Source organism: Bacillus cereus group sp. BceL291, from assembly GCF_051776705.1.
Classification (GTDB): Bacteria; Bacillota; Bacilli; order Bacillales; family Bacillaceae_G; genus Bacillus_A; species Bacillus_A cereus.
This window is the reverse complement of the sequence record NZ_JBPWAP010000024.1, coordinates 56393-81796: the sequence shown is the minus strand read 5'-3', so window position 1 is coordinate 81796 and position 25404 is coordinate 56393. Positions and strand designations below refer to the sequence as shown.

Sequence of the window (25404 nt, the reverse complement as noted above, 5' to 3'; positions counted from 1 at the left end):
AGCACGACCATCTCCTCGGCGTGAATAGGGAGTAGGGCCAGAACCTTTCAGTTGAATATCGAAACGCTTACCTGAAGGAGTAATTTGTTCGCCAATTAAAAGAGCACGACCGTCGCCTAACATATTAAAATGTCCGAATTGATGGCCAGCATATGCTTGAGCTAATGGATGAGCTCCTTCTGGGAGTGCATTACCAGCGAAAATAGCAATTTCAGCTTCCTTTTTCAGTTCTTCAGGGGTCAAGCCAAGAGATATCGCTAATGAATGGTTTAGTTTAACTAACTCCGGTGAACTTACGGGAGTAGGGGGGATTTCTGTATAAAATGATTGTGGTAAAGTCGTATAACTATTATCTAAATTCCAACCTGTTTCATTATTTTTAGTCATTGTATCTCCTCCTTTTTGTATTTTAAGTTATGTATTTGTACGTATGTATTCTTTGTAAAGTTAACTAAAAGTATAATATAATATTTCCCCTTGCAATCTATTGTAAGGACTTCATTGCACTATGTCTATTTAACAGCAAATTTAAAACCTCCATTTTAAGAAAATGGAGGTTTTTATTATTATTTAATTTTTACAATTATTTTTCCTTTTGCTCTTCCAGACTCTGAATATTCCATTGCTTTTTGAGCATCTTCAAAAGGGAAAACTCGATCGATTACCGGTTTGATTTTTCCGGCTTCAATATAGTTTGCAATAGTACGTAATTGATCCCCGCTTGGCTTCATAAATAAAAATGAATATTGAGCATTATGCTTTTTTTCAAGTGCAGTAAGTTTTTTGCTGGCTAATGAAAATAAGAGAGTTTTAAAGAAGCCTGAACCAAATTCTTTACCGAAGCGAGCATTCGGCATACCTGAAACTGAAACAATGTTTCCTCCGCTTTTTATAATATTGAATGATTTTTCAAGTGTTGTTCCGCCGATTGTATCAAATACTGCATCATAATTTTTGAGTATTTCTTCAAATTTTTCTGTTTTGTAATTAATAATTTGATCTGCGCCAAGAGACTTTACTAAATCGGAACCAGCTTCACTAGCAGTTGTTGTAACGGTAGCGCCCATTATTTTTGCTAACTGAATTGCGAAAGTACCAACACCACCAGACCCAGCGTGAATTAATATTTTTTGTCCTTTTTGTAAATGCATAACATCATGTAGTGCTTGATAGGATGTTAAGCCAACGAGTGGAATCGACGCCGCTTCCTCAAAACTTAAATTTTTTGGTTTTAAAGCTATATCATCTTCATGAATGGCTATATATTCCGCGAAAGTACCGATCTTATTTTTTCTTGGACGTGCATATATTGCATCGCCGACTTTAAAACGAGTTACTTGCGATCCAACCTTCACGATGACACCGGAAAAGTCATTACCAAGGATTAGAGGCATTTCATATTTCAGTAACATCTTTACTTTTCCATCACGTATTTTAAAGTCAATTGGGTTAATACTAGCTGCATGAATTTCTGCGAGCACTTCATGTTGATTTATTTCAGGAGTAGGTACCTCTGCCATGCGCATTGGAACTTTTCCGTACTTATCAATTATCATTGCTTTCATTTCTTATACCTCCAAGTTTTAATAAAAGTTTTGCAATAGCTTCTCAATATCTAATACAAGATTTTTTAATAAACCTAATTTTGTACGTATATCAATATAATAAAAATTCTTTGTACCTTCTTTTCTCATTAAAATAATGCCAGCTTCTCGTAAAATCTTAAGGTGATGTGATACTGCTGGACGGGAAAGGTGTGTTTGCTTCGTAATTTCTCCTACACGTAATCCTGTTTGACATTCCGTTTCCATTAGCACTAATAAAATAGCTTGACGTGTTTCATCACCAATTGCCAATAATACTTTTTGAGAATCAATAAAATCTTTTTTTATAATATTTAATTGTTCTTGTTTATTCATTTCAATCACTTTGCCTCCAGGTAATTAGTCGAAAGGTTTAAGATGATGAACCATTACTTCGATACGGTAATGCTACATGATTGTTGTATGAGGTGCAATATTGAGAAAGAAAATCGAGACGAATGAATTTTTTATTGTTGAAAATTATAGGGAGATAGAAAAGGGATTGGAAGGATTACATAACACAATAGATGAAGTTTTAAAAACAAAAAATGATGTAACAATAAAATAAGCGGTCGTAACCTTGTATAATCCATAAGGTTACGACCGCTTATAATGTTTGTATTATTTTTGATTTTTACGATAGAACATGGTTCAACGTAAAGTACATTCTTTTGTTTTACACTTTCATACAGACACAATTCAGGTGGATTATAGATGTATGAAAAGGTAAAAGGAATTTTGGGGCGTAATCTATCTATATGATAATTCAAAATGAAATATAAGTCTATATTTTAATGTTTTTTTTGATTATATTTATGTCACTGAGCTCAGAACAATGATGTGGAGGGTAAATATATGAAATCGAATTATGTACCAGTTTTAATTGTTGGAGGGGGATTATCTGGGTTAGCGTCTGCGTTATTTCTTGCAAAACATAATATTGAGTACTTACTTATTGAAAGGCATCCGTCTACTGCCATTCATCCGAAAGCAGGCGGTCTTACTTTACGTACAATGGAGTTATTTCGAGAATTAGGTTTGGAAAAAAGAATTAAATTGGCAGGTAAAGCATTAGAGAACTGCAGAGGAAGAATAGCGGTTCATACAATAGCTGAGGCGAATAAAGAAGAATTGGAACAAATGAGAGCGACGCAATACGGAAACGATGAAGAGTTACTTCAAAAAATAGAAAAGATTAGTCCATCAAAACAAACTGCGTGTTATCAAATTATTTTAGAAGAGATGATGTTACAAGAAGCGAAAACATTAGGCGAGCAACTATCTTTTTATCATGAATTAGTTTCATTTGAACAAAATGAAAACGGGGTAAAAGCAACGATTCGAAATCGTGAAACAGAAAAAGAAAGTGTCATACATTGTGACTATGTAATTGCAGCGGATGGAGCGAAAAGTAAAATACGTGAGCAGTTAGGGATTAAAACTGAGGGTCGTGGAACCATCGGTGGCTATTATATGAATATTTATTTTGAAGCTGATTTAAGTGAGTTTATACAAGGAGATGCATTCGGTTTTTCGATGGTACTTCATCCGGAGGTTCTTGGTGCACTTATCCCGGTTGATAACGTAAAAAAATGGATTTATCATGTAGCCTACGATCCATTAAAAGGAGAGGGGCTAGAGGACTTCACTATAGAACGTTGTAAACAAATTATTCAAATAGCAATTGGAAGTACAAATGTTGAATCAAAAATATTAAGTGTTTTACCGTGGGAAGCCGCTGAAAGTACAGCCGTGAAATTTCAAGGAAATCGAACCTTTTTAGTTGGCGATTCTGCACATATTATGCCGCCAACAGGAGGATTTGGTTCAAATACAGGAATACAAGATGCGCACAATCTAGCTTGGAAATTAGCGGCTGTTATAAAAGGGAAGGCAAAACCAAAATTGTTAGAAACATATCATGAGGAGAGACACTCTGTTGCAAAATTAACGACAGCTTATGCAAGTAGTTTACTGTTTCGTGCTGCGAATAGAGAGGAAGGCAGTTTGAATAATATGGATGGTTTAGCTGTTACAGTTGGATATCAGTATTGTTCAGAGGCGATTATAGATGATTCAGTCACTCCGCATAGAATGGATAGCATAGAGTTGAACGGAAGACCTGGAACGCGAGCGCCACATTTATGGGGAACGTATGAGGGGAAGAAAGTTTCTACATTAGACTTATTCGGTAACAGTTTTGTATTACTTACAGGAGTAGAAAATAGTTCTTGGGCTGAGGCAGCACATGCTGTTTCAGCTAAATTAGGAATACATCTAAAAGGGTATCGTGTTGGCTTAAGTGGAGACTTTATTGTTCCAGAAGATATTTTTAGCAAATTATATGGTATAGAGAATGGAGGTGCTGTATTAATTAGACCAGATGGCTTTATCGGATGGCGTTCGGAAAAAACGGTAGTAAATCCAGATATAGTATTGGAAGAGGTAATGAGAAATTTATTATGTGATTTTTAAGTAACTACAGAAATATTGTTTTATGTACTTCACTGTACTGAAAAAAATATTCACAAATTTCAATAGGTTTGATATGATTAAATTCGACAAGTTAATAGAGGCCGGAGATATTTGAGAAAAGCCATAAATTTATTTAGGGATACAGGAGTGTATTCTAAATAATTTATGGCTTTTTTTATTGAATGAACCGTACAAAATAGGGAGTTACATGTGAAAAGGAGGGCTATAGAAATTAAATAGGATAATACTAGTTTTCTATATTAATAATATAGAAAACATTTGTAAGATTGGAATTTTAATATAGGTTTATAAAAATAATGAAAGTGTGTCTTCTATTTCGTGTAAATCTCATTAGCTTGTTGAAATTTGCAACGTAGGAAGGATTAGAAGGATGAGAAAGATTATTAGCGTTTTAGTTATTTTCTTTATGACGGGAAGTATCTTTGTTGGGGGAGCTGTTCATGCGAAAGCAGAAGGGAAGCATGAATGGAATACGAATAAGCTTTTAAATATTGCACATCGCGGAGCAAGTGGACATGCACCTGAGCATACTTTTGCTTCTTATGATTTAGTTAAAAAAATGAAAGCGGATTATTTAGAGTTAGATATTCAATTAACAAAGGATGGCCAATTAATTGCAATGCATGATACAGCAGTTGATCGCACTACAAATGGAACAGGCGAAGTACGAGATAAAACGTTAAGCGAAATAAAGAGTTTAGATGCTGGATCATGGTTTAATAAAGCGTATCCAGAAAAGGCTAAGCAAGAGTATGTTGGGCAAAAGGTTCCAACTCTTGAAGAAATCTTCCAAAAGTATGGAAGAAGTATGAAGTATTATATTGAAACAAAATCACCAGATGTGTATCCAGGAATGGAAGAGAAATTGTTGGCGTTGTTACAAAAATATAATTTAGTAGGCCAAAACATGTCTTCTAGCCGTGTTATGATTCAATCATTTAGTAAAGATAGTTTGAAAAAGATTCATAGTATGAATGAAAATATTCCGTTAGTTCAATTGCTTTGGTATTATCCAAATGAAAACAATGAAATTGTTGAATGGTCTGGTATTACACATGAACCGAAAAGTGTAACAAATGATGATTTTCAAGAAATTAAAAAGTATGCAGCTGGTATTGGACCAAACTTACGTAATGATAACGGAGAACTAATTATTGATGAGTCATATATGAAAATGGCTAGGAAAAATGGACTGTTAATTCACCCTTATACAATTAATGAGAAACCCGATATGAGACTGTTAATCAAATGGGGTGCTACAGGAATGTTTACAAATTATCCGGATCGATTACATAGTGTATTAAAGGAAAAATAAGTGGAAAAGGGTATACCAGTGTTTTAGGTATACCCTTTTTAATTTAACTCCCCGATAAACGTAATCTCTTTTTCATAGCATTCATCTGCATCATAAATAATTTCTTGAAAGTGAAGCGTTTTGAAGGAATGACAAACTGAAATTTCCCATGTCTCCCAAAAATCAATTTCATTTGAAAGAAGAATCCATTTTTGAAATTCACTATCTCTATTAAAGAAATTATGAAAGTAGTCCTCATTTTTAAATATAATGATTTGCGAATCCCACAAATTATTTATAGAAATCAAAACAACAACTCGATATGTATGTGTATCGCTCGGTTTCATATTTATTAAATGATTTGCTTGATTTAATAAGGTTTGAATACATAACCGTTTTACTTTTCTAGGTGTTTTACGAGAGTCAATAAAAGCTTGCGAAACTGGCAATAGCATATTCCAATATTCATCGTTATAGAAAGTAGAAGGGAACGTTTTTATATGTTCCTCAATTCGCTTTATCATAGTGTTTGTTTTTCGTTTCATACCACGTATTTTCTTTTCACGCATTGCGAGTCATCTCCATAAATTTTTGTAATGCAGCAGAGTGATATATATCTTTTCTAGTAATAAAAGTAGTAGGAACTTTTTTGAAGCTATTTGGTAAAGGATTGAATGATATGTCATGTTTATGACCATTTAAAATAGACTTCATCATAATTGCTATGCCCATACCTGATTTTACACATGCGAGTATCGCTTCAATTGTTCCAAACTCAAATACTCGCTTAGGTGAAATTCCTTCTTCTTGAAGCCAATCTTCTAATAAATTTCTATAATAGCACCCGTGACTAAATGCAAGTAAATTCATGTCTCCTATGTCTTTAAAGGAAGATAAAGGCTTTTTGCTAATGAGAACTAATTCTTCTTCACGAAATATATTTGTATGAAGTTCAGCATGCTGAGTAGAGCCAGCTATAAACGCTCCGTCCAGTTTTCGTTCTAGTACAAGCCTAATTAATTGTTCCGTCGTATTTGATTCTAAAATTAATTCGACTTTTGGGTATTTCTCATAATAGGCCATTAATATAGATGGAAGTCTTACAGCGGTTGTAGATTCTGTACATCCAATTTTTAAAGTGCCTCTTGGTTCGATCCCATTACTTTGAACTGCTTTAATAGATTGATCCATTAAGTGGATAATTTGTTTGGCGTATGTTAATAAAATCTCACCGTTAGAAGTTAAAGTTACACCTTTTCCGTTTCGATAAAATAAAGGCACACCTAATTCGTTTTCTAGTTGTTTCATACGCATTGTTACGCCAGACTGTACATAGTTTAAATTTTTAGCTGCATGAGATATGTTTTTTTCTTTCGCAACTTCGTAAAATACAGTTAAATCTTTTATATCCAAGTATCATCCCTCCAGAAAAGGTATCATTTTTTTTGATGGATTACATGATAAATCTTTATTTTATATGATATCAGAACTTTCATACAATGGAAGGGGATGGAGGGATTATTGTGTTAATGGAAGAAAGGGTGAATAGTACTTATAAGTGGGTTATGTTAATTTTTGCGACGGTTGCTCAAACAACAGCGACACTTATAACGTATGGTGTTGGAGCGTTTGCTTTATTTTGGAAAGAAGAATATGCACTTACGAATACGGAGATTGGATTGTTAGTAAGTGTTGTAAATATAGGACCGCTATTTTGTATGCTTTTTGTCGGGCGGCTACTTGATCAATACAATGAAAAGTTGTTAATTTCGATAAGTTCATTTTTACTAGGAAGTTCGTTTTTACTGACTAATATGGTCAATGGATTTTATGGGTTACTCTTTGTACTTTTATTAGTAGGAACGTTTTATAGTGTTTCGCAGCCAGGAGGAAGTAAGGTGATAATGAAGTGGTTCTCAAAAGAAAATCGCGGGTTAGCGATGGGGATTAGACAAGCCGGTATACCGATTGGTGGTACATTAGCGGGAGTATTGATCCCGTTTCTTACAATAAAATATAATATGGCCTATGCGGTAAATAGCATTGCATGTATTTGTATAATTGGAGGGTTTTTATTTTTTATATTTTATAAGGAACCATATATTCAAGAGAAAGTTAAACAAGAACGTAGTAAACTTTCTTTTTGGATGCAGTTAAAAGAAGTGATGTGTAAAAAAGAATTGTATGCAATTTATATAACTGGCATTTGTATGATTTCATTGCAAATGGTGTTAGTTGCACACTTTATAAAATTTTTAGTATTGGAACAATCAATCACGCCAATTTTAGCTGGAAAAGTATTTTCCGTTATGTTCTTTTCTGGAATGGTTGGTAGGGTTATATTAGCAGCTACTAGTGATTTGTTTTATAAGGGAAATCGGCGTACCCTCTTATTTATAACTGTTTGTATTTCTATTTTCTTCATTCTAATATTAGTAATGAGCATACATACAATAACGAATGTATTGTATGGTGTAAGTGCATTGTTAGGGTTCTTTTCAATTGGATGGTTTAGTCTTTTTATAACTGAAGTTGCGGAATCAGCAAGTGAAGAATCGGTAGGGATGACAGTGAGTTTTGCACTTACATTAAATCAAATTGCTATTATTGCTGCGCCTGCTTTATTTGGTTATATTGTAGATAAGAAGGGATATACGTATGCGTGGTTATGCATAGTTGTATTACTAACTATTTCAGCGGTTAGCTTATATAGGAAGTATAGAAAATGAAGGAATGTTAGCAATGTAAATTTTTTATGAAGAAAGTCTAAAGAAATGTTGAATGAGCGACATTTCTTTTTTTATTTGTTGTATAATCAAAATGTAAATGAGATTCGTTTTCAATTTCGTTCATTACCTCTTTTGAAATTACCTGTAATTTTAGCCATAATTAGCTGTTTTTCTTTATCGTTATTTGCATGATTTATTTTATTTAAAAATTTTTCAGCATCATTTCCTTTTAATGCCATAATCTGTTTTCCGTAATATTCAATTAATAACATGTTATTTTTTGTTATCCGATAATGAAACATCTTATCATCTAAACGATTGCGTTTATCGGTGTTTTTCATATACATCTCCATTCTTTTTAGTATGTAACAAATGTTACAAAAGAATTTGAAATTATATTGTAATGCATCCGATTGTATGTTGGAAATTTTGCAAGAAAGAAATACAATAGAGAGTAGTCAAAATTGAAAGTGAGAAAAAGGAATCTAGTTTTAACAGAGTGAATATTAAATAATATTATAATATACTTGATAATTAAAAGATATAAAATAGAATGGATGTACGTTAAGTGAAACTAGATAAAAGAGGGCTCCTAGTATGTTAAAGAAATGGTTAATCATTTTCTTTATTTTTGCTGTTTTTTGTGGAAGTGTTGTTACACTAATACATGCAAATAAAGGAAAAAAATATGATGCAAAGGCATTTTCTAATGTAAATAGTAAGCAAAAAGATGTTAAGCAGGAAATTGATGCGAATGAGAAAAAGCGTTATGAAATTGCAGCTGGAAAACTAGATCAGTACTTAAAAGATAAAGGATTTAATGGGAGTGTTCTTGTAGCAAGTAAAGGTCATGTCATTTTACGAAAAGGCTACGGTTATGCGAATGTGAAAGATCAAGTACTAACAACGCCAAGAACGAAATATCGCATTGGCTCTATTACGAAAACAGTTGTTGCAATATCTATTATGCAACTAAAAGAAAAAGGGAAGTTGAACATTGAAGACAATGTAAATAAATATATCCCATCGTTTCCAGCAGATAAAAACATTACGTTACGAAACTTGTTAACACATACGTCTGGATTACCAGAACAGGGACAAGGTAGTGTTGACGCAGCATCACGGTTAAAATTAGTAACGTGGATTGGGGCACAAACGTTACAATTTCCAGCAGGGACAGGATGGAAATATACAGATTATAATTATATGGTGCTTGCATATATTGTAGAAAAAATATCAAATAAACCACTTGCTGAATATGTGAAAGAAAATATTTTGAATCCTGTTGAAATGCATGAATCTGGAATGGGCGCAACACTCCCAGAAGATATTTTCTTAGCAGAAGGGTATACGAAAAAAGATAATAAGTTAATAGCCACACCTCGCTTAAAAATGAACTGGCTGTATGGTTGTGGTGAAATGTATACGACTGTTGAAGATATGAAAAAGTTAGATGAAGCTATTATGGATGGTAAACTACTTTCTAAACAAAGTGTATCAGATATGTTTTCTGCATCACCTGCAAGAAAATATGGATTTAGTTTCTATATTTACCCAGATTATTATCATAACCACGGTGTATTAGCTGGCTGGAACACTTTTAATAATTTTAACTGGGATAAACGAACGTTTGTCATATTATTTTCTAACGTCCAAAATGGTATGAATGATGCATTTAATCAAGAATTTAGGAAAATGGCGAATGATTTAATAGAAGGAAAATAATTATAAAAAATCGGTATTGATATGGAATTATCAATACCGATTTTTTTATTTTGTAAAGTTTTACTTACTGAATAAAGTGAAACTTTAATCAGTGGAGAGGCTTTGTTCATCCACCACTGAGTAGAAGCCCTCATCAATCGGGCTTTTACGGGCAACAGGGCCCCACTTAAATTCTTTGCTTCCGCTGAATTTTGAGGTGGGGGTCTTACTGCCCATAAATAGCGGGATAAATAGGTAAGAAAGGCGATTGGCATTTGAATAAATCTAAATAGGTAGTTAAATGTTAAGTAATGCAAAGAACAATTGGTAATTTTTACATTGATAAAAAAGCTTGAGCTTCACACTATGTGAAGCTTTACATTATTGGAGACAAGAACAGGAGGTTGAAAAAATGAAAAAAGCAATAAAGTTTTGTTTAATAGCTACATTATCTACAACGATTATTAGTGGATGCTCTTTTGAGGGGAACAATGAAAATGTTAAAGGGAAAGAAGGGAAAAAAGTAGAGGTACAGAAAAATGCTGGGAAATATACGATGCCAGATGAAAAAGATAAACATGAAGGTACATGGCTGCAATGGCCACATGAATACACATATGGTGAAGAGTATAAGAAGGAAGTTGAACCTATTTGGGTTAAGATGGCAAGTGCTTTAACTGAGGGTGAGAAAGTCCACATTGTTGCATATGACCAGGAAGAAAAAGAAAGAATCAATAACCTTTTAACAGATGAAGGGTTAAATATGGAGAAGATTGATTTCTTTATCGCGCCTACTGATGATGTATGGGCAAGGGACAGTGGACCAATTTTTATTTATGACAGCAATAAAAATCTCAAAATATTAGATCCAGCATTTAATGGTTGGGGGAAGAAAACACCGTATAAAAATGATGCTCAAATACGTAAAAATGTTAGTAAACAATCAGGAATTGAAAGAGTTGATTGGGGAAAATTTGTCCTTGAAGGCGGCGCAATTGAATTAGACAGCAATGGGACTGCTTTATTAACTCGAAGTGCGGTGACGAATAAAAATAGAAATCCTGATTTATCAGAAAAGGAAATTGAAAAATATATAAGTGACCTTGGGGTATCAAACTTTATTTGGTTAGACGGAGTACCTAATTTAGATATTACGGACTTTCATATTGATGGATTTGCTAAATTCCATAATAAATCTACCATTGTAACGATGAAAGAAGATGACCTAGCCGAATGGGGTTTATCTAATAAAGATATGGATACATTGTTAGATGCAAAAAATGCTTCAGGACAGAAATATAAGTATGAATACTTGCCGCTTAGTAAAGAAAAGGTTGCTTTAGAAAATGGAAAAACTCTCGATTATAAGGGGTCATATATCAATTATTATATCGGAAATACAGTTGTATTAGTGCCTAATTATAATGATCCGAATGATAAAATCGCAAACGATACGATTCAGAAGTTATACCCAGGTCATAAAGTAGTCGGTATTGATGTGAGAGAGTTGTATAAAAACGGCGGTATGATTCATTGTGTGACACAACAACAACCCATTGCATTGAAGTAATTGATTGTAATTTCGTTGTTCTGCTATATAGACAAAATAGGTGGAATCTTATTACCTATTTTGTCGTTCCTTATTATTTATAATGATAAAATTTTAATGTAATGATAAATAAATTATAGTGTATATTCGCTTTTCGTTTTATATGGTAAAGGAGAAAAATGTTTGTGTTAAAGAATTTTAAAATAGTTTTTTCGTATTTCCCTATCGTTTTACAGTACATTTTAAATGTAGCTTTAATTTGCTTAGGGGTTGTTCTAAGTGTGTTTCTTATGAAAGAAGTCATTCAGTTTATACAAGAACTGAAATTGGATGGTAATGAATCGAGTTATCATTTAATCATTTATTGTTGTTTTAAAATATGGTATTTAAAAAACTTGTCAAGAGTCAATATAAATATATAATATTTCTCCATACTATAATCCATTCATAAAATGTACATGTTGCATGAGTTGTAACGACAAAAGACATAAAATTAGGAATAGTTGACTTTGTAAAATCAGTTATGTAACTACTATTAAAAAGCGAGGTAAATAATATGGAACAAAAACATAATGGCATTATTTTTACTGCAATACCAGACGAATCAAATGAATATTATCAACCATTTTATGAAGACTTGATTTACTTTAATGAATGTTTAAATGAAAAGAAATCAATTGCGGATCAACTTATATCTTTATCTGTTGAAGAACAAGACTTTCATACGAGCTGTTTTGAGTATGATGATATTTGGCTAAGAGATGTTGCACCGGTTGTCACAAATCATCTAGTTAAATTTAAATATCGACCAAATTATTTGCCAAATGATCAAGGGCGATATTTAGATCAACAATTTAATAAATGGTTGAAAAAGAATGACTTTGAATATGTAAAATCCCCATTAATATTAGATGGTGGTAATCTTATTTGGAATAAAAAAGATACTGTAATATTAACAGAACGCATATTTGATGATAACGATGATTGGACAGAAGAGGAAATTATTGAGCAGTTAGAATGGGATTTAGATGTGAGCCGAGTTATTATTATTCCTGCTGAGGAAGGGGATGTACTAGCACACGCAGACGGAATGGTTAAATTTATTGATGAACATACAATGTTTATTAGTGATTTTTTAGGGGATCATGAATTTAGATATAGTGTTCAAGAGATTATTAAAGAACAAATGCCAAAAGCTGAATTTATAGTTGTTCCTTCATCATATACAGAGAAAGGACAATATGATCAAGAGATAGCATCGGCAAAAGGGTTGTATATAAATATGTTAGAATCATGTGATGCTCTTTATGTTCCTAAGTTTGGACTAGCTAAAGATGAGGAAGTTTTACGATATATTCAACAGTATACGGAGAAACAAGTTATTCAAATTCATGTAGGAGAAATATCAACAATGGGAGGCGCGATGAATTGTTTAACGTGGTATTGTCCAAGTCATTTGTTACCTTCGAAAATGAGAAGATTGAAAAATCAGAATGAAAATTTTTCAATGAAGAAGATTTTTGATTGGTTTTAATAAATAAGTAATGAAAAGAAAATATATTCAAGGAGTATTGATATGTATACCATCGCTGAGTTTTCTCGGATTTGTAAAATGAGTACGCGGATGTTAAGACATTATGATAAAGAGGAGATATTAAAACCGGCATATGTGAATCCGGTTAATGGGTATAGGTATTATGAACAAGAGCAGCTGGAAGTAGCATTGAAAATAAAAAAGCTAAGGGAGTATAAATTTCTTCTTCCAAAAATTAAAATTGTTTTGCAGTCATCGGATCAAGATTCGTTTGTTCAACATATACAATCACAAATTATCGAGTTGTCTCAGGAAGTGAAGCAAAATTTACAGGTTATTTCAGAAATGAATGAAATGGTAATGGTGAATAGTAGTCTAAATATTGCACGCCATAGAAGTTACGATATATTAATGGGAATGAGTAACGAAGTAACGTTAATTACTCAAAGAGTAAAAATAGATATAGATGATATGGATGATTATTTTTATGACTTATATGAAGAGGTACAAAAAAATAACTTTCAAATAGTTGGTTCTCCATCTGCAGTCTTTTATGATGAAGAATATATTCCAAGTAACAGTGATATTGAGTTAAGAATTCCGGTTATGCAGGGGAATGATGAAGACGTAGCACAAGAGTATGAAATGAAACAACTAAGTCCACATCATATCGTTACTACTATGCATTATGGAAGTTACGACTATATAGGTTACGCTTATATAGCGTTAGAAGAATGGATTGAAAGAAATGGGTATGTAATAATTAATTCGCCATATGAGGTTTATATAAAGGGACCTGAATGTGATTGTTTAGCAGAAGAGTATGTGACACAAATTTGTTTTTTAGTTATGAAAATAGAATGAGAATAAGGATTGATATTAACATTATGTCAATCCTTATTCTATGTATGAAAGCAATTTATCATAATAAAAAGGAGAAATAAAGAATCACCTTATAAAGTTGCTACAAGTAAATGAAGATATTCCTGTTGACCTTAACACGATGTCAAAGTATAGACTGTACGTACATTCATATAAGGGGTGAACACGTATGAGAAATATAGAGAATAGTTTGTTTTATATGCCTGCGGAATGGGAGAAACATGAAGGTACATGGCTCCAATGGCCACATGATAAAGCACATAGAGGTGAAGGCTACAGAGCTAAGTTAGATGATATTTGGATATCGATGGCAAAGGAGCTTCACTATGGAGAAAATGTCCATATTGTTGTATGTGATGAAGAAGAGAAAATACATGTCCAATCGAAGTTAATTGAAGCTAATGTAAATATGGATAAAATTGATTTCTTAATTCAAGAAACTGATGATATTTGGATACGAGATAACGGACCAATCTTTGTAACGGATAAGGAAGGGAATCGCTGCCTAACGCACTGGATATTTAATGGTTGGGGAAATAAATATCCGTACGAAAAAGACGCTAATATTCCGAATAAAATAAGTGAAATGTATCGTATTCCAAAAGTTGAATCTAGTGTCTGTCTAGAGGGTGGGGGAATTGAGATAAACGGAAACGGGACCTTAATGGCGGCGAAAACGTCTATTATAAATGAAAATCGAAATCCCACACTAAGCCAGAAAGAAATTGAAATGGAGTTAACGAAATATTTAGGAGTAACAAATTTTATATGGATAACTGGTATACGCGGAGAAGATAATTATGATGAAGATACGGATTATCATATTGATGGCGCGGCGCGGTTTGTAAATGAAAATACGATACTGTATGAATATGATCCTTTCGATGAAGGAGAGCCATACCTTTTGGAGGCGTACGAAAAGCATTATCAAGAATTACGGCAAGCGAAAAATATAGATGGAAAGCCATTTCAGCTCATTCCAGTACCAGTAACAAGAAAAGTGGTAAAAGAAGCAGATTGTAAAGGATCGTACTTAAATTTTTACATTGGTAATGAAGTTGTATTGGTACCTATATACGGTGATGAACATGATAAATTAGGGCTTCAAATCATTGAAGGTCAATTTCCAGGGAGAAGAATTGTCGGTATATATGTTAACGAATTGTATGCATACGGTGGTATGATTCATTGTGTGACGCAGCAGCATATAGAATAGAGTAATTCAAATAAAAAGCATGCAGAGCATATACTCTGCATGCTTTTTATAATGTTGAAAACTCCTCAACAAGTTGAGTGAATTGTTTTAATGCACTTTCAATCGGTTCTGGCGTTGTTAAATCGACGCCAGCTTTTTTCAATAAGTTTAATGGGTAGTCTGAACTTCCGCCTTTAAGGAATTCAATATAATTTTTCTGAGCATCCGGATCACGGCTTAATAGTTTATCAGCGATTTGAATGGCAGATGCGAATCCAGTTGCATATTTGTATACGTAAAACGGGCGATAGAAATGAGGGATTCTAGCCCATCCGTATTTTACTTCTTCATCAAATACAAGTGAATCACCGTTATATTCTTTAAATAGCTTTTCATAAATTTCACTGAAGACTTGTGCATGTAATGGTTTACCTTGTTCAGCCATTTCATGTGTGATTTTTTCAAATTCTGCAAACATAATTTGTGTAAAGAAAGTACCTTTAAATTTCTCAATAAAATGGTTAACTAAATGGTTACGCACGTTCGTATCTTTTGCTTCTTTTAATAAATAGTGAATTAATAACACTTCATTTACTGTAGAAGCGACTTCTGCGACAAAGATAGAATAATGTGCAGAAATTCTTGGTTGGTATCCATGTGAATAGTGCGTATGCATACCGTGACCGCATTCATGAGTAAGGGTGAACAGGCTGTTTAAATCATCGTGATGATTTAAAAGAATGAAAGGATGAACGCCGTATACACCAAAGTTATAAGCACCAGAACGTTTCCCTGGTGTTTCTCTTACGTCTATATATCTTTTATCTTTAAAACTTTTTAATGTCTCAATATATTCTTCTCCTAAAGGAGCTAGTGATGCAATCATAATGTCAAATGCTTCACTATATGGGATGTCTTGTTTTGCACCTTCTACTAAATCGACGCCTAAGTCGTATTGTCTTAGTTCATCTACGTTTAATTTTTCTTTTCGAATTTCATTGTATGTGTGTAATGTTTGAATGTTTTTTTTCGTTGTATCAATTAGGTTTTCATATACTTCTTTCGGAACCATATCGCCAAATAATGATTTCTCTAGCGCTGATGGATAGTTTCTTAATTTCGAAACAGTAACATTATTTTTAATAGCAGCGGATAAAGTAGATGCGATGGAATTCTTTAACTGAACATATGGTTTGTAATATGCTTTATAAGCTTCTTTACGCTTTTCACGATTCGTATCTTCTATTAACTTTGCATACATTCCGCGTGTTAAGTTCACTTTTTCTCCATCGTCAGTCGTCACTTCACCAAATGATATATCTGCATTATTTAACATACCAAATGTGTGCTGTGGAGAAGAGAGAGCTTCACCCATTTGTGATAAAATTTCTTCTTGGTCCTTATTTAATACGTGTTTTTTATAACGGTATAATTCAAATAAGTCTTCTTTATAATATTGTAAGCCTTCTGTTTCTTCTATGTAAGAATGTAATGTGTTTTCGTCTATGCTAAGTAAGAAGGGGGAAAAGAAAGATTTCGCTGCACTTACTTTCACGTGTAATTGTGATACTTTATCGACAAGAGATTGCGCGTCAGTATCGCGTGTATCAAGGTCAGATTGTAATCGTGCATAAGCGAACATTAAAGATATTATGCTAGAAACTTCTTCACTCTTCGTTAAATAAGCTAATAAACTATTGCCATCGTGAATATTTCCATTAAACTCGTGTAATTCCTTCGTTAATACTTCAATTTTATGAAAATCACTTTCCCAATCTTCAATTGTATGGTAAATGTCTGTTAAATCCCATTTTTCTATATCAGCTACTTGTAATCGATCTTTAAGTTCTGTCATAATCATTTCCTTTCTAAACATGTAGTTATATTTCTATATAACTATGAAATACAACAAATTGCAAAAAATCCCTGCTGAAAATTGAAAAGCCCTGCTGAAATAACAAGGCTTACTTACTTATAGTGTAATTCCGAATTTTGAATGTAAAAGGTTTGTATATTGCATGTCTGTAACGGTTTCTTTCGTTTTTTTACCATTTTTTGCTACTGTAAGGCTATCTTTCGTTAAAGAGGCATGCCCATCTTCAGTTAGTTTTACAATAAGAGGTACTTTATTAAAGGGTGATCCTTCATGTTCAACGATAATTTTTTGTGCTGTATTTGCTTTTTCTTCATCCACTTCTTCTATATAAAATGCATAGCCTAACGTCCAATCATCAGCAGAAGATTGATCCAAGAACTCATTGTTTTTCCGCATCTCTAAAATGTAGTTTCCCTTTTCGGTCATTTCTTTACGAATACGATAATCTCCTGTAATAGAGTGAATGACTTCACCTGAGAAAGGGACAGGGGCAAGAGGTAAGTATGATCCGAATCCTACTTCAATTAAATAAAGTTCATTATGATGTGTTAAAACGGTTGCGATATGGCCAGAATCAACAGCCCATATGGAGTTTGCAGCGTTATAAACTGTTCCTGAAACGAGATGAACATCGAATCCAGAATCTTTCAGGAAGTAATACATAGTAGGGTTGAGTTCATAACAAAGACCGCCACGGTTATTTACTAAAATTTTCTCTTTCAAATTTTCTTTTGATATTTCTTTAAAATTCTTTTCGAGAATATTTAAGTTTTCAAAAGGAACAGTTTGTGCTATTGCGTACATAATGTTAGATAAATCTTCAAATGAAACTGTGTCTTTTTCTTCTATATGTAATCGTGCGAAAAATTGTTTTTGAAAGTCTGTCATCGAAATCCCTCCGTTATGCTTTTATAGGTAAATTGTAAACAATCTTGAATAGGATGTGAAATTAAAACTACGTTGAATATTTGAAATTAGATTAAAAATAATATGAGAGAGTGAGAGATTGCTACTTTACTAACGGTGGGACGAATATTATAATAATTCTGATAAAATATGCAAACGCTTTCTTGGAAGGGGATGGTGTACAGATGTTTAAAAGAATAACAATAGTCGGATTGTCAGTTGTTATGTTTTTACCTAGTATATATGACGGGAGTAAAGCATATGCAGACACAGTTAACAATGGAACGTTAATACAGTATTTTGAGTGGTATGCTCCGAATGATGGGAATCATTGGAATCGTTTGCGTACTGATGCTGAAAATTTAGCGGAAAAAGGAATTACATCTGTTTGGATACCACCTGCATATAAAGGAACTACGCAAAATGACGTAGGATATGGAGCATATGATTTATATGATCTGGGGGAATTCAATCAAAAGGGAACAGTGCGGACGAAATATGGGACAAAAGCACAATTGAAATCTGCAATTGACGCTTTACATAAGAAAAACATCGATGTATACGGTGATGTAGTTATGAATCATAAAGGTGGGGCTGATTATACAGAAACTGTCACAGCAGTTGAGGTAGACCCGAGCAATCGGAATATTGAAGTATCAGGTGATTATGAAATTAGTGCGTGGACGGGATTTAACTTTCCAGGGCGTGGAGATTCTTATTCTAATTTCAAATGGAAATGGTATCATTTTGACGGAACGGATTGGGATGAAGGAAGGAAATTAAACCGAATTTATAAATTTAGGGGCATAGGTAAAGCATGGGACTGGGAAGTGTCTAGCGAGAATGGGAATTATGATTATTTGATGTATGCGGATCTTGATTTTGATCATCCAGATGTTGCGAATGAAATGAAAAAATGGGGAACGTGGTATGCGAATCATCCTACACTTGCGGTTACTCTAGTTGAAAATCATGATTCACAGCCTGGTCAGTCATTGGAATCTGTAGTGAGCCCTTGGTTCAAGCCGCTGGCATATGCATTTATTTTAACGCGTGCAGAGGGGTATCCTTCTGTTTTCTATGGTGATTACTATGGTACAAAAGGAAATAGTAACTATGAAATTCCAGCGTTAAAGGACAAAATTGATCCGATTTTGACGGCACGAAAAAACTTTGCATATGGTACGCAGCGTGATTATTTTGATCATCCAGATGTGATTGGCTGGACAAGAGAAGGTGATAGTGTACATGCTAATTCTGGTTTAGCAACATTAATCTCTGATGGACCAGGAGGGGCAAAGTGGATGGATGTTGGAAAGAATAACGCAGGGGAAGTATGGTACGATATTACGGGTAATCAAACGAATACTGTAACAATTAATAAGGACGGATGGGGGCAGTTTCAAGTAAGTGGAGGATCAGTTTCCATATATGTTCAGCGGTAATTTGGTGATGAAAAAGAAGAGGTAGACTGAAATATAAGTTTTCCTATTCCTTTTTACATTCTGTATAGTTATAAAAGTATGACACCTTTACTTCTCACGTAACATATAGTATGATGATTTCAATAAATTAGATTTCAATGACTATAATATAAATTAATGAGAGGTGCTTTTTGTGAGTGCGGTAGGTATTAAATAGGAAAAATTTAATGAAATAAATCGGATAAGACCAGGGGATTTTTATGTACATCATACCCCTAATTTTGTCATGCATTTATTTCAAAACCTATGAAGATACCTACAATACTTTATAAAGCGTGTAATAAGGGACTGCCATCTATTTTTTATGGCATATTTCCTCATATGTTATTACAAATGCCTTGTAAATGTAAAAGCTGCGGTATCCCCGCAGCTTTTTTGTATATATTTTTATTGTATAATTATGGAATTTTATATATGACTCATTGGAATCTAATGAGTAGGTATCTTCATTTATGATAAAAATCAATCATAGTGAGGAGAAATAAAATGAATACGATGACTTTTGAAAAGCTACAATATAACGAATTAAAGGATATAGTGAAATCTTATTGTGTAAGTGGATTAGGTAAGGAATTATTAAACAAATTAGAGCCGAGTACGAGTATAAAAGTAGTGAGAAATCGGTTGAATGAAACGACAGAAGCACGAGCTATATTAGATGCAGAAGGGCATGTTCCTTTCTTCGGCATTTCTAATATTGCTAGTACAATTCAAAAATTAGAAAAAGGGATGATTTTAGATCCAGAAGAATTAGTCAGTGTTTCAGACTTTTTACGCGGATGTAGAAAGATTAAAAAGTTTATGTTAGATAAAGAATTTTTTGCACCAGTATTAGCTTCTTATGCAAATTCAATGACTGAATATAAAAGTATTGAAGAGGAAATTAACTTTTCAATTAAAGGAAATAGTATTGATGCAGCTGCAAGTAAAGAGTTAAAACGAATTCGAAATAATATCGATTCTGTAGATGGGAAAATAAAAGAACGTTTAACGAAGTTTTTAAATAGTAGTGCAAATAAGAAATTCATTCAGGAATTCTTTATTAGTAAAAAGGATGACCGTTACACGATTCCAATTAAATCTTCCTATAAAAACCAAGTTGCTGGAAGTATTATTGAAGCCTCGGCAAAAGGTTCTACTGTATTTATAGAACCGCATACGGTTACGAAATTGAATGCGGAACTAGCGGGTTTGAAAGCAGAAGAAGCGGTTGAAGAATATCAAATTTTAGCGACTTTATCAGGAATGGTGTTAGAAAACATTTATAGTATAAAGATTAATATGGAGCTAATTAGTCAGTATGATATGGTATTTGCAAAAGCGAAGTTTAGTAAATCGATTGATGGAATAGAACCGAAGTTAAATGATCATGGCTACATTCATTTAGTGAATTGTAAGCATCCGCTTTTAACAGGGCAAGTTGTACCCTTAAATTTTAAAATTGGTCAAGAGTATCGTAGTTTAATTATTACAGGGCCGAATGCGGGCGGAAAGACAATTGTGTTAAAAACGATTGGATTGTTAACATTAGCTACAATGTCAGGTCTTCATATTGCAGGAGATAAAGGTACAGAAATCGCTATTTTTGAAAATGTATTTGTAGATATTGGTGATAATCAAAGTATCGAAAACGCATTAAGTACATTTTCATCTCATATGAAAAATCTTTCTGAGATTATGAGGATGTCAAATAATAATACGTTACTTTTATTTGATGAAATAGGAAGCGGTACAGAACCGAATGAAGGTGCAGCACTTGCAATATCTATTTTAGAAGAGTTGTACCTTACGGGATGTATTACCGTTGCGAGTACGCATTACGGAGAAATTAAACGATTCTCAGAAATGCACGATGACTTTATGAATGCAGCGATGCAGTTTAATAGTGAAACGCTAGAGCCGCTTTATAAATTAGTTATCGGAAAATCAGGAGAAAGTAATGCACTTTGGATTGCGAATAAAATGAGCGTAAAAGAACATGTGCTGAAAAGAGCGAAAGAGTATATGGGAAATAAAAAGTACGCTTTAGAAAAAGTGAATGAAAGTAAAATTAGAAAACCGAAATTTGTACAAGAAAAAAGAGAATTTCATTATGAGTACAAAATCGGCGATCGTGTGAATTTATTAGATTATGATGATTTTGGTATCATCTATAAGGAAAAAGATAATTTTTATAACGTCGTTGTATATTATAACGGTGAATTCGTTGAAGTAAATGTAAAATGTATTACTTTAGAGGTAGCAGCGAAGGAGTTATATCCAGAGGGATACGATTTAAATACACTATTTGTCGATTATAAAGAGAGAAAAATGCAACACGATATTGAGCGCGGATCGAAAAAAGCACTTCGTAAAATTCAAAAAGAAATAAGAAAGAATAGAGGATAAGTTAAAATGGTAACGATTAGACAAGAACAAAAAAATGATTATAGAAAAACAGAAGAAGTTGTAAAAGAAGCATTTTTACATGAAGAGTTTAGTGATAAAAAGGAACATGAACTTGTAAAACGTATTAGAGAGTGTGACGCATTTATTTCAGAGTTATCAATCGTTGCAGTAGATGAGGAAATAGTCGGTCACATTATGTTATCTAAAATTGCGATAGAACAAGATGGAACTTCTGTAGAATCGTTAGCACTTGCACCAGTTTCAGTTGCTAGGGGCCATCAGAAGAAAGGAATTGGCGGAAAACTGATTACGGCTGCTTTAGAAAAAGCGAAACAACTTGGATACGGATCAGTTGTAGTATTAGGACATCCAGAGTACTACCCGAAATTTGGTTTTAAGAAAGCAAGTGAGTGGAATGTAAAAGCACCGTTTGAAGTGCCTGAAGAGGTATTTATGATAATGGAATTAACAGAAAATTCTCTTCGAGGTGTAGAAGGAATTGTACAATATTCGAGTGCTTTTGCTGAATAGGAGTACCGGTTAAGAAATGTAATCATAAAAGATGCTATCTTTTTGTATGGATATACAGAAAGATAGCTTTTTTTATTAAGCGGATCTACTGACGTATATTTTGCTCAATGAATAATTGAGGTGGTAAAATTGATATAGAAACGTAAAGGGAGAGAATGAAATGAATAAGCGAGAAACAGATAGCAATGAGAATGTAGTGACGTTATATGTTACAAGACACGGTAAAACAATATTAAATACGAATCATCGCGCGCAAGGTTGGGCAGATTCTCCTTTAGTAGAAAGAGGTGTTGAAGTTGCCACAAATTTAGGAACAGGATTAAAAGATATTCATTTTATGAATGCGTATAGTAGTGATAGCGGCCGCGCAATTGAAACTGCTAATTTAGTATTAAAATATAGTGAGCAATCAAAATTAAAACTTGAGCAAAGAAAAGATTTGCGAGAATTAAATTTCGGTATTTTTGAAGGTGAAAAACTTGAGAATATGTGGGATGTGGTTGGAAAAGCTGCAGGCGTTGCATCACCAGAAGAACTCTTGAAGCTTTCTATTCAAGAAGTGATTAATCTTATTAGAGTAGCAGATCCGACAAAACAGGCGGAAGATTGGGAATTGTTTTCTACTCGTATAAAAACAGAGATAGATAAAATTAGTGAAGAAGCTGCTGAAAATGGTGGCGGTAACGTCTTAGTTGTCGTTCATGGGCTTTTGATTACTACCTTAATAGAAATGTTAGACAGTAGCAAAACAAAACTTGGAGTGGAAAATGCTAGCGTGACGAAGATTGTATATCAAGATGGAACATACACAGTGGAGTCGGTTGGAGATATGAGTTATGTTGCAAAAGGGAAAGAAAGTGTGGAAATATAATACTATCTTAAATAGATATAAGAAAAGGAAGTTAGTAAAATCTAGCTTCTTTTTTATTTTTTAGTGCATCATTTATAAGGTTATATTGGGATATTATAATGAAACTTTCTATTGTGTAGAACGTTTCTTTGTTCAACAATCGGGTCATTTAATTGAATAAGGGCGTATTTTTTTGAATAGGACCACTTTGTTAAAAAGGATACATCCAATTTTTAGCGAATACAGGGTTATAAATAAGAAAAAGTGGTGAGATAAATAGGAAAAGAATGTAATTCCTTTTTGGACAATAAAACGGAAAAATGTATAATTAACAGACTTCAGAGCGCGGGTTGTGTTTTCGCAGAAGAAGAGACCCGGTTACTTATTTCAGCAGCCCGAACTCCAGAGGAGCTCAAGAGAATGGTGAAAATGCGAGCCAATGGTTTGCCACTTGAATATGTTGTTGGATACGCAGAATTTTGTGGGTTGCGGATAGAAGTGGACCGAGGTGTTTTCGTACCTCGTCAACGTACCGAGTTTCTTGTTCGCCAAGCAGAAGCTCTGTTATGCTTTGGTGATATCGTCGTTGATCTATGTTGCGGTTCAGGTGCTGTGGGTGTAGCTCTGGCGGCAGCTTTAGGACGAATTGAATTGTATTCTGTTGACATTGATCCTGTCGCAGTACGATGTGCTAGCCGCAACGTAACAAATTTCGGTGGCCATGTTTTTGAAGGTGACTTGTATAAAGCTTTGCCTCACGCACTTAAAGGCCATGTGAATACCCTAGTTGCAAACGTACCTTATGTTCCTACCGAGACAATAAAGCTGCTTCCACAGGAGGCCCGTCTACATGAACCGAAAATGGCGCTAGACGGAGGAGAGGATGGACTCGACATTCAGCGAAGAGTAGCAAAAGAAGCATTTCTCTGGCTCGCATCGGGAGGGCATCTTTTAATAGAGACGAGTGAAATGCAGGCAACTCAGACTTTTGAAATCTTTGCTGGTGCTGGGCTTACCACGAAAGTGACTAGAGATGAGGAATTAGATGCCACTGTTGTTATAGGATCAAAATCTAGTTTTTAGCTTAAATCGGTACGTAGCCTTATTCATAAATAAAAATGATAATTTTCTAGCAATATACAAATAAAAGAACATATGCAATTAAAGGGAGTTTTAATTGAGAAAAGAGCTCAAAAATTATTCGAGTGATACATGGGATCGTTATTTGAAGAAGTAAGGACATAACATATTAGTTATATAAAATATGTTATGTCCTTTCATTTATCAATTTTTTTCACTATAGGTCTTCACAAAATTTTAATCTAGCTTTCTTTTCATTTTATGAATTATGGGATCAATAAAATCTTCCCAGTACTTTTTCTGCTCTCTAATAATTCATGTGCACGGGCACCGTCTTGTAAAGAGAATGTAGTAGGACTTGCAATGTTCAATTTTCCAGTAGCGATCCAATCAAATAATTGAGTAGAGCGCTGCTTACGTTCTTCAAAAGTAGTAAGTACGTTCCAAAGATCTCCGCCAGTTAAAGTTTTCGAAGTATCCATAAGCATACGTGGATCAATGGGCGCAGGATTACCACCGGCCATTCCGTAAAATACGACAGTACCACCGATTTTAGTAGCGTTAAAACTTTCCTCAAGTGTAGAGCCTACTGATTCATATACAACATTTACTCCAGTACCGTTTGTTATTTCAAGTACTTTTGAATGCCATTTTTCAGTATATAAAAATACGTGATCAGCCCCAACTAACGTGGCTACTTTGGTTTTTTCGGTTGATGACGTAAGACCGATTACTGTTCCACCTAGTAGTTTAATCATTTGAATAAGAAGTTGACCAACGCCACCAGCCGCAGCATGGACTAAAGCTGTATCACCTTGTTTTATTTGATAGCTATCTTTCGTTAAATAATGTGCCGTTAGACCTTGCAATAAGATAGAAGCGGCTGTTTCAAAAGAAATTGAATCTGGAAGCGGGATTGCTTTTTCTGCTGGAACGGCAACTAATTCTGCATTTGCGAATGGAACGTCAGCAAATGCAATACGGTCTCCAGGATTGATAGTAGTAACGTTAGCACCTACTTCTTCAACGATACCAGCGCCTTCATAACCTAATATATAAGGAGGGTTACCAGCGAGGTGATAATCACCACGGCGTCTATAAATATCTGCGAAATTTAGACCGATTGCTTTCGTGCGGATAAGAATTTCATTTGGATTAATGATTGGATCAGGGATTTCTTTATATTGAAGTACATCAGCATCTCCGAATGTTTCGAAACAAAGTGCTTTCATATGGAATACCTCCATTTTATTGTTTGTCGATGCTCTTTATCATACAATATAAATATCAATAGACAAAGAGGATTATTTCGATGAAATCAAT

General features: G+C 33.8%; 23 protein-coding genes. 14 read left to right on the top strand and 9 right to left on the bottom strand.

Annotation, left to right across the window (positions count from 1 at the left end; translation table 11 throughout):
- From ACS2CR_RS16875 to ACS2CR_RS16865, 3 genes are all read right to left on the bottom strand, one after another.
- Positions 1-387: protein adenylyltransferase SelO family protein (locus ACS2CR_RS16875; RefSeq protein WP_438906069.1), on the bottom strand; the 387-nt coding region annotated here is incomplete at its 3' end.
- A gap of 179 nt (positions 388-566) precedes the next feature.
- Positions 567-1565: an NADP-dependent oxidoreductase gene (locus ACS2CR_RS16870; protein WP_053512663.1), complete on the bottom strand. Its 999-nt coding sequence runs from the start codon at positions 1563-1565 to the stop codon at positions 567-569.
- Between the two features lie 18 nt (positions 1566-1583).
- Positions 1584-1928 (bottom strand): ArsR/SmtB family transcription factor, encoded by a 345-nt coding sequence (locus ACS2CR_RS16865; RefSeq protein ID WP_000571870.1) that lies wholly within the window; start codon positions 1926-1928, stop codon positions 1584-1586.
- A 91-nt stretch (positions 1929-2019) separates the two neighbouring features.
- On the opposite strand from ACS2CR_RS16865, the gene ACS2CR_RS16860 reads away from it, so the two are divergent.
- The 3 genes from ACS2CR_RS16860 to ACS2CR_RS16850 all read left to right on the top strand — a co-directional run bounded on the left by ACS2CR_RS16860 (position 2020) and on the right by ACS2CR_RS16850 (position 5394).
- Positions 2020-2151, top strand: coding sequence for a hypothetical protein (locus ACS2CR_RS16860; RefSeq protein WP_001227549.1), 132 nt, complete (start codon positions 2020-2022; stop codon positions 2149-2151).
- A gap of 287 nt (positions 2152-2438) precedes the next feature.
- The gene (locus ACS2CR_RS16855) at positions 2439-4058 is read left to right on the top strand and encodes an FAD-dependent oxidoreductase (RefSeq protein WP_000841674.1); all 1620 of its coding nucleotides are present in this window, start codon (positions 2439-2441) and stop codon (positions 4056-4058) included.
- A 391-nt stretch (positions 4059-4449) separates the two neighbouring features.
- Entirely contained in the window at positions 4450-5394 is a 945-nt protein-coding gene (locus ACS2CR_RS16850) for a glycerophosphodiester phosphodiesterase (RefSeq protein WP_001226363.1), read from the top strand.
- A 38-nt stretch (positions 5395-5432) separates the two neighbouring features.
- Here the strand turns inward: ACS2CR_RS16850 and ACS2CR_RS16845 are convergent, their stop codons facing one another.
- Positions 5433-5942: a DUF3916 domain-containing protein gene (locus tag ACS2CR_RS16845; RefSeq protein WP_001208329.1), complete on the bottom strand. Its 510-nt coding sequence runs from the start codon at positions 5940-5942 to the stop codon at positions 5433-5435.
- Positions 5935-6786, bottom strand: a complete 852-nt coding sequence (locus tag ACS2CR_RS16840; protein WP_053512662.1) for a LysR family transcriptional regulator — start codon at positions 6784-6786, stop codon at positions 5935-5937. Before ACS2CR_RS16840 ends, ACS2CR_RS16845 begins: the two co-directional genes overlap by 8 nt.
- 86 nt (positions 6787-6872) lie before the next feature.
- On the opposite strand from ACS2CR_RS16840, the gene ACS2CR_RS16835 reads away from it, so the two are divergent.
- The gene (locus ACS2CR_RS16835; RefSeq protein WP_153602452.1) at positions 6873-8102 is read left to right on the top strand and encodes an MFS transporter; all 1230 of its coding nucleotides are present in this window, start codon (positions 6873-6875) and stop codon (positions 8100-8102) included.
- 110 nt (positions 8103-8212) lie between these two features.
- Here the strand turns inward: ACS2CR_RS16835 and ACS2CR_RS16830 are convergent, their stop codons facing one another.
- Positions 8213-8443 (bottom strand): hypothetical protein, encoded by a 231-nt coding sequence (locus ACS2CR_RS16830; RefSeq protein ID WP_000798790.1) that lies wholly within the window; start codon positions 8441-8443, stop codon positions 8213-8215.
- Between the two features lie 256 nt (positions 8444-8699).
- Between ACS2CR_RS16830 and ACS2CR_RS16825 the strand changes: the two genes are divergently transcribed.
- From ACS2CR_RS16825 to ACS2CR_RS16805, 5 genes are all read left to right on the top strand, one after another.
- A complete protein-coding gene (locus tag ACS2CR_RS16825; RefSeq protein ID WP_000915165.1) occupies positions 8700-9827 on the top strand; it encodes a serine hydrolase domain-containing protein in 1128 nt (375 codons plus the stop codon).
- A gap of 391 nt (positions 9828-10218) precedes the next feature.
- Complete coding sequence (locus ACS2CR_RS16820) at positions 10219-11376, top strand: agmatine deiminase family protein (protein WP_000709191.1); 1158 nt, start codon at positions 10219-10221, stop codon at positions 11374-11376.
- 535 nt (positions 11377-11911) lie between these two features.
- Positions 11912-12889, top strand: coding sequence for an agmatine deiminase family protein (locus ACS2CR_RS16815; RefSeq protein WP_016111440.1), 978 nt, complete (start codon positions 11912-11914; stop codon positions 12887-12889).
- Between the two features lie 42 nt (positions 12890-12931).
- Complete coding sequence (locus ACS2CR_RS16810) at positions 12932-13753, top strand: MerR family transcriptional regulator (protein WP_153602453.1); 822 nt, start codon at positions 12932-12934, stop codon at positions 13751-13753.
- Between the two features lie 187 nt (positions 13754-13940).
- Positions 13941-14987, top strand: a complete 1047-nt coding sequence (locus tag ACS2CR_RS16805; protein ID WP_001244183.1) for an agmatine deiminase family protein — start codon at positions 13941-13943, stop codon at positions 14985-14987.
- A 46-nt stretch (positions 14988-15033) separates the two neighbouring features.
- Here the strand turns inward: ACS2CR_RS16805 and pepF are convergent, their stop codons facing one another.
- Together pepF and ACS2CR_RS16795 are read right to left on the bottom strand one after the other, a co-directional pair.
- Positions 15034-16821 carry an oligoendopeptidase F gene (gene pepF, locus ACS2CR_RS16800; protein WP_053512658.1) on the bottom strand — a complete coding sequence of 596 codons (1788 nt, stop codon included), beginning with the start codon at positions 16819-16821 and terminating at the stop codon, positions 15034-15036.
- Positions 16822-16938: 117 nt separating this feature from the next.
- Entirely contained in the window at positions 16939-17730 is a 792-nt protein-coding gene (locus ACS2CR_RS16795; protein WP_053512657.1) for an arylamine N-acetyltransferase family protein, read from the bottom strand.
- Positions 17731-17933: 203 nt separating this feature from the next.
- On the opposite strand from ACS2CR_RS16795, the gene ACS2CR_RS16790 reads away from it, so the two are divergent.
- The 5 genes from ACS2CR_RS16790 (at position 17934) to ACS2CR_RS16770 (ending at position 24084) form a co-directional block, all read left to right on the top strand.
- Positions 17934-19193, top strand: coding sequence for an alpha-amylase (locus tag ACS2CR_RS16790; protein ID WP_153602454.1), 1260 nt, complete (start codon positions 17934-17936; stop codon positions 19191-19193).
- A 525-nt stretch (positions 19194-19718) separates the two neighbouring features.
- On the top strand, positions 19719-21620 hold the full coding sequence (locus tag ACS2CR_RS16785) for an endonuclease MutS2 (protein ID WP_053512655.1): 1902 nt from the start codon (positions 19719-19721) through the stop codon (positions 21618-21620).
- Positions 21621-21626: 6 nt separating this feature from the next.
- On the top strand, positions 21627-22151 hold the full coding sequence (locus ACS2CR_RS16780; protein WP_000256465.1) for a GNAT family N-acetyltransferase: 525 nt from the start codon (positions 21627-21629) through the stop codon (positions 22149-22151).
- Between the two features lie 160 nt (positions 22152-22311).
- Positions 22312-23022 carry a histidine phosphatase family protein gene (locus ACS2CR_RS16775; protein WP_016111442.1) on the top strand — a complete coding sequence of 237 codons (711 nt, stop codon included), beginning with the start codon at positions 22312-22314 and terminating at the stop codon, positions 23020-23022.
- Between the two features lie 279 nt (positions 23023-23301).
- Positions 23302-24084, top strand: coding sequence for a putative protein N(5)-glutamine methyltransferase (locus ACS2CR_RS16770; protein WP_153602455.1), 783 nt, complete (start codon positions 23302-23304; stop codon positions 24082-24084).
- A gap of 263 nt (positions 24085-24347) precedes the next feature.
- On the opposite strand, the gene ACS2CR_RS16765 is transcribed toward ACS2CR_RS16770, so the two are convergent.
- Positions 24348-25313 (bottom strand): quinone oxidoreductase family protein, encoded by a 966-nt coding sequence (locus ACS2CR_RS16765; protein ID WP_053512654.1) that lies wholly within the window; start codon positions 25311-25313, stop codon positions 24348-24350.
- Positions 25314-25404: the final 91 nt, after the last annotated feature.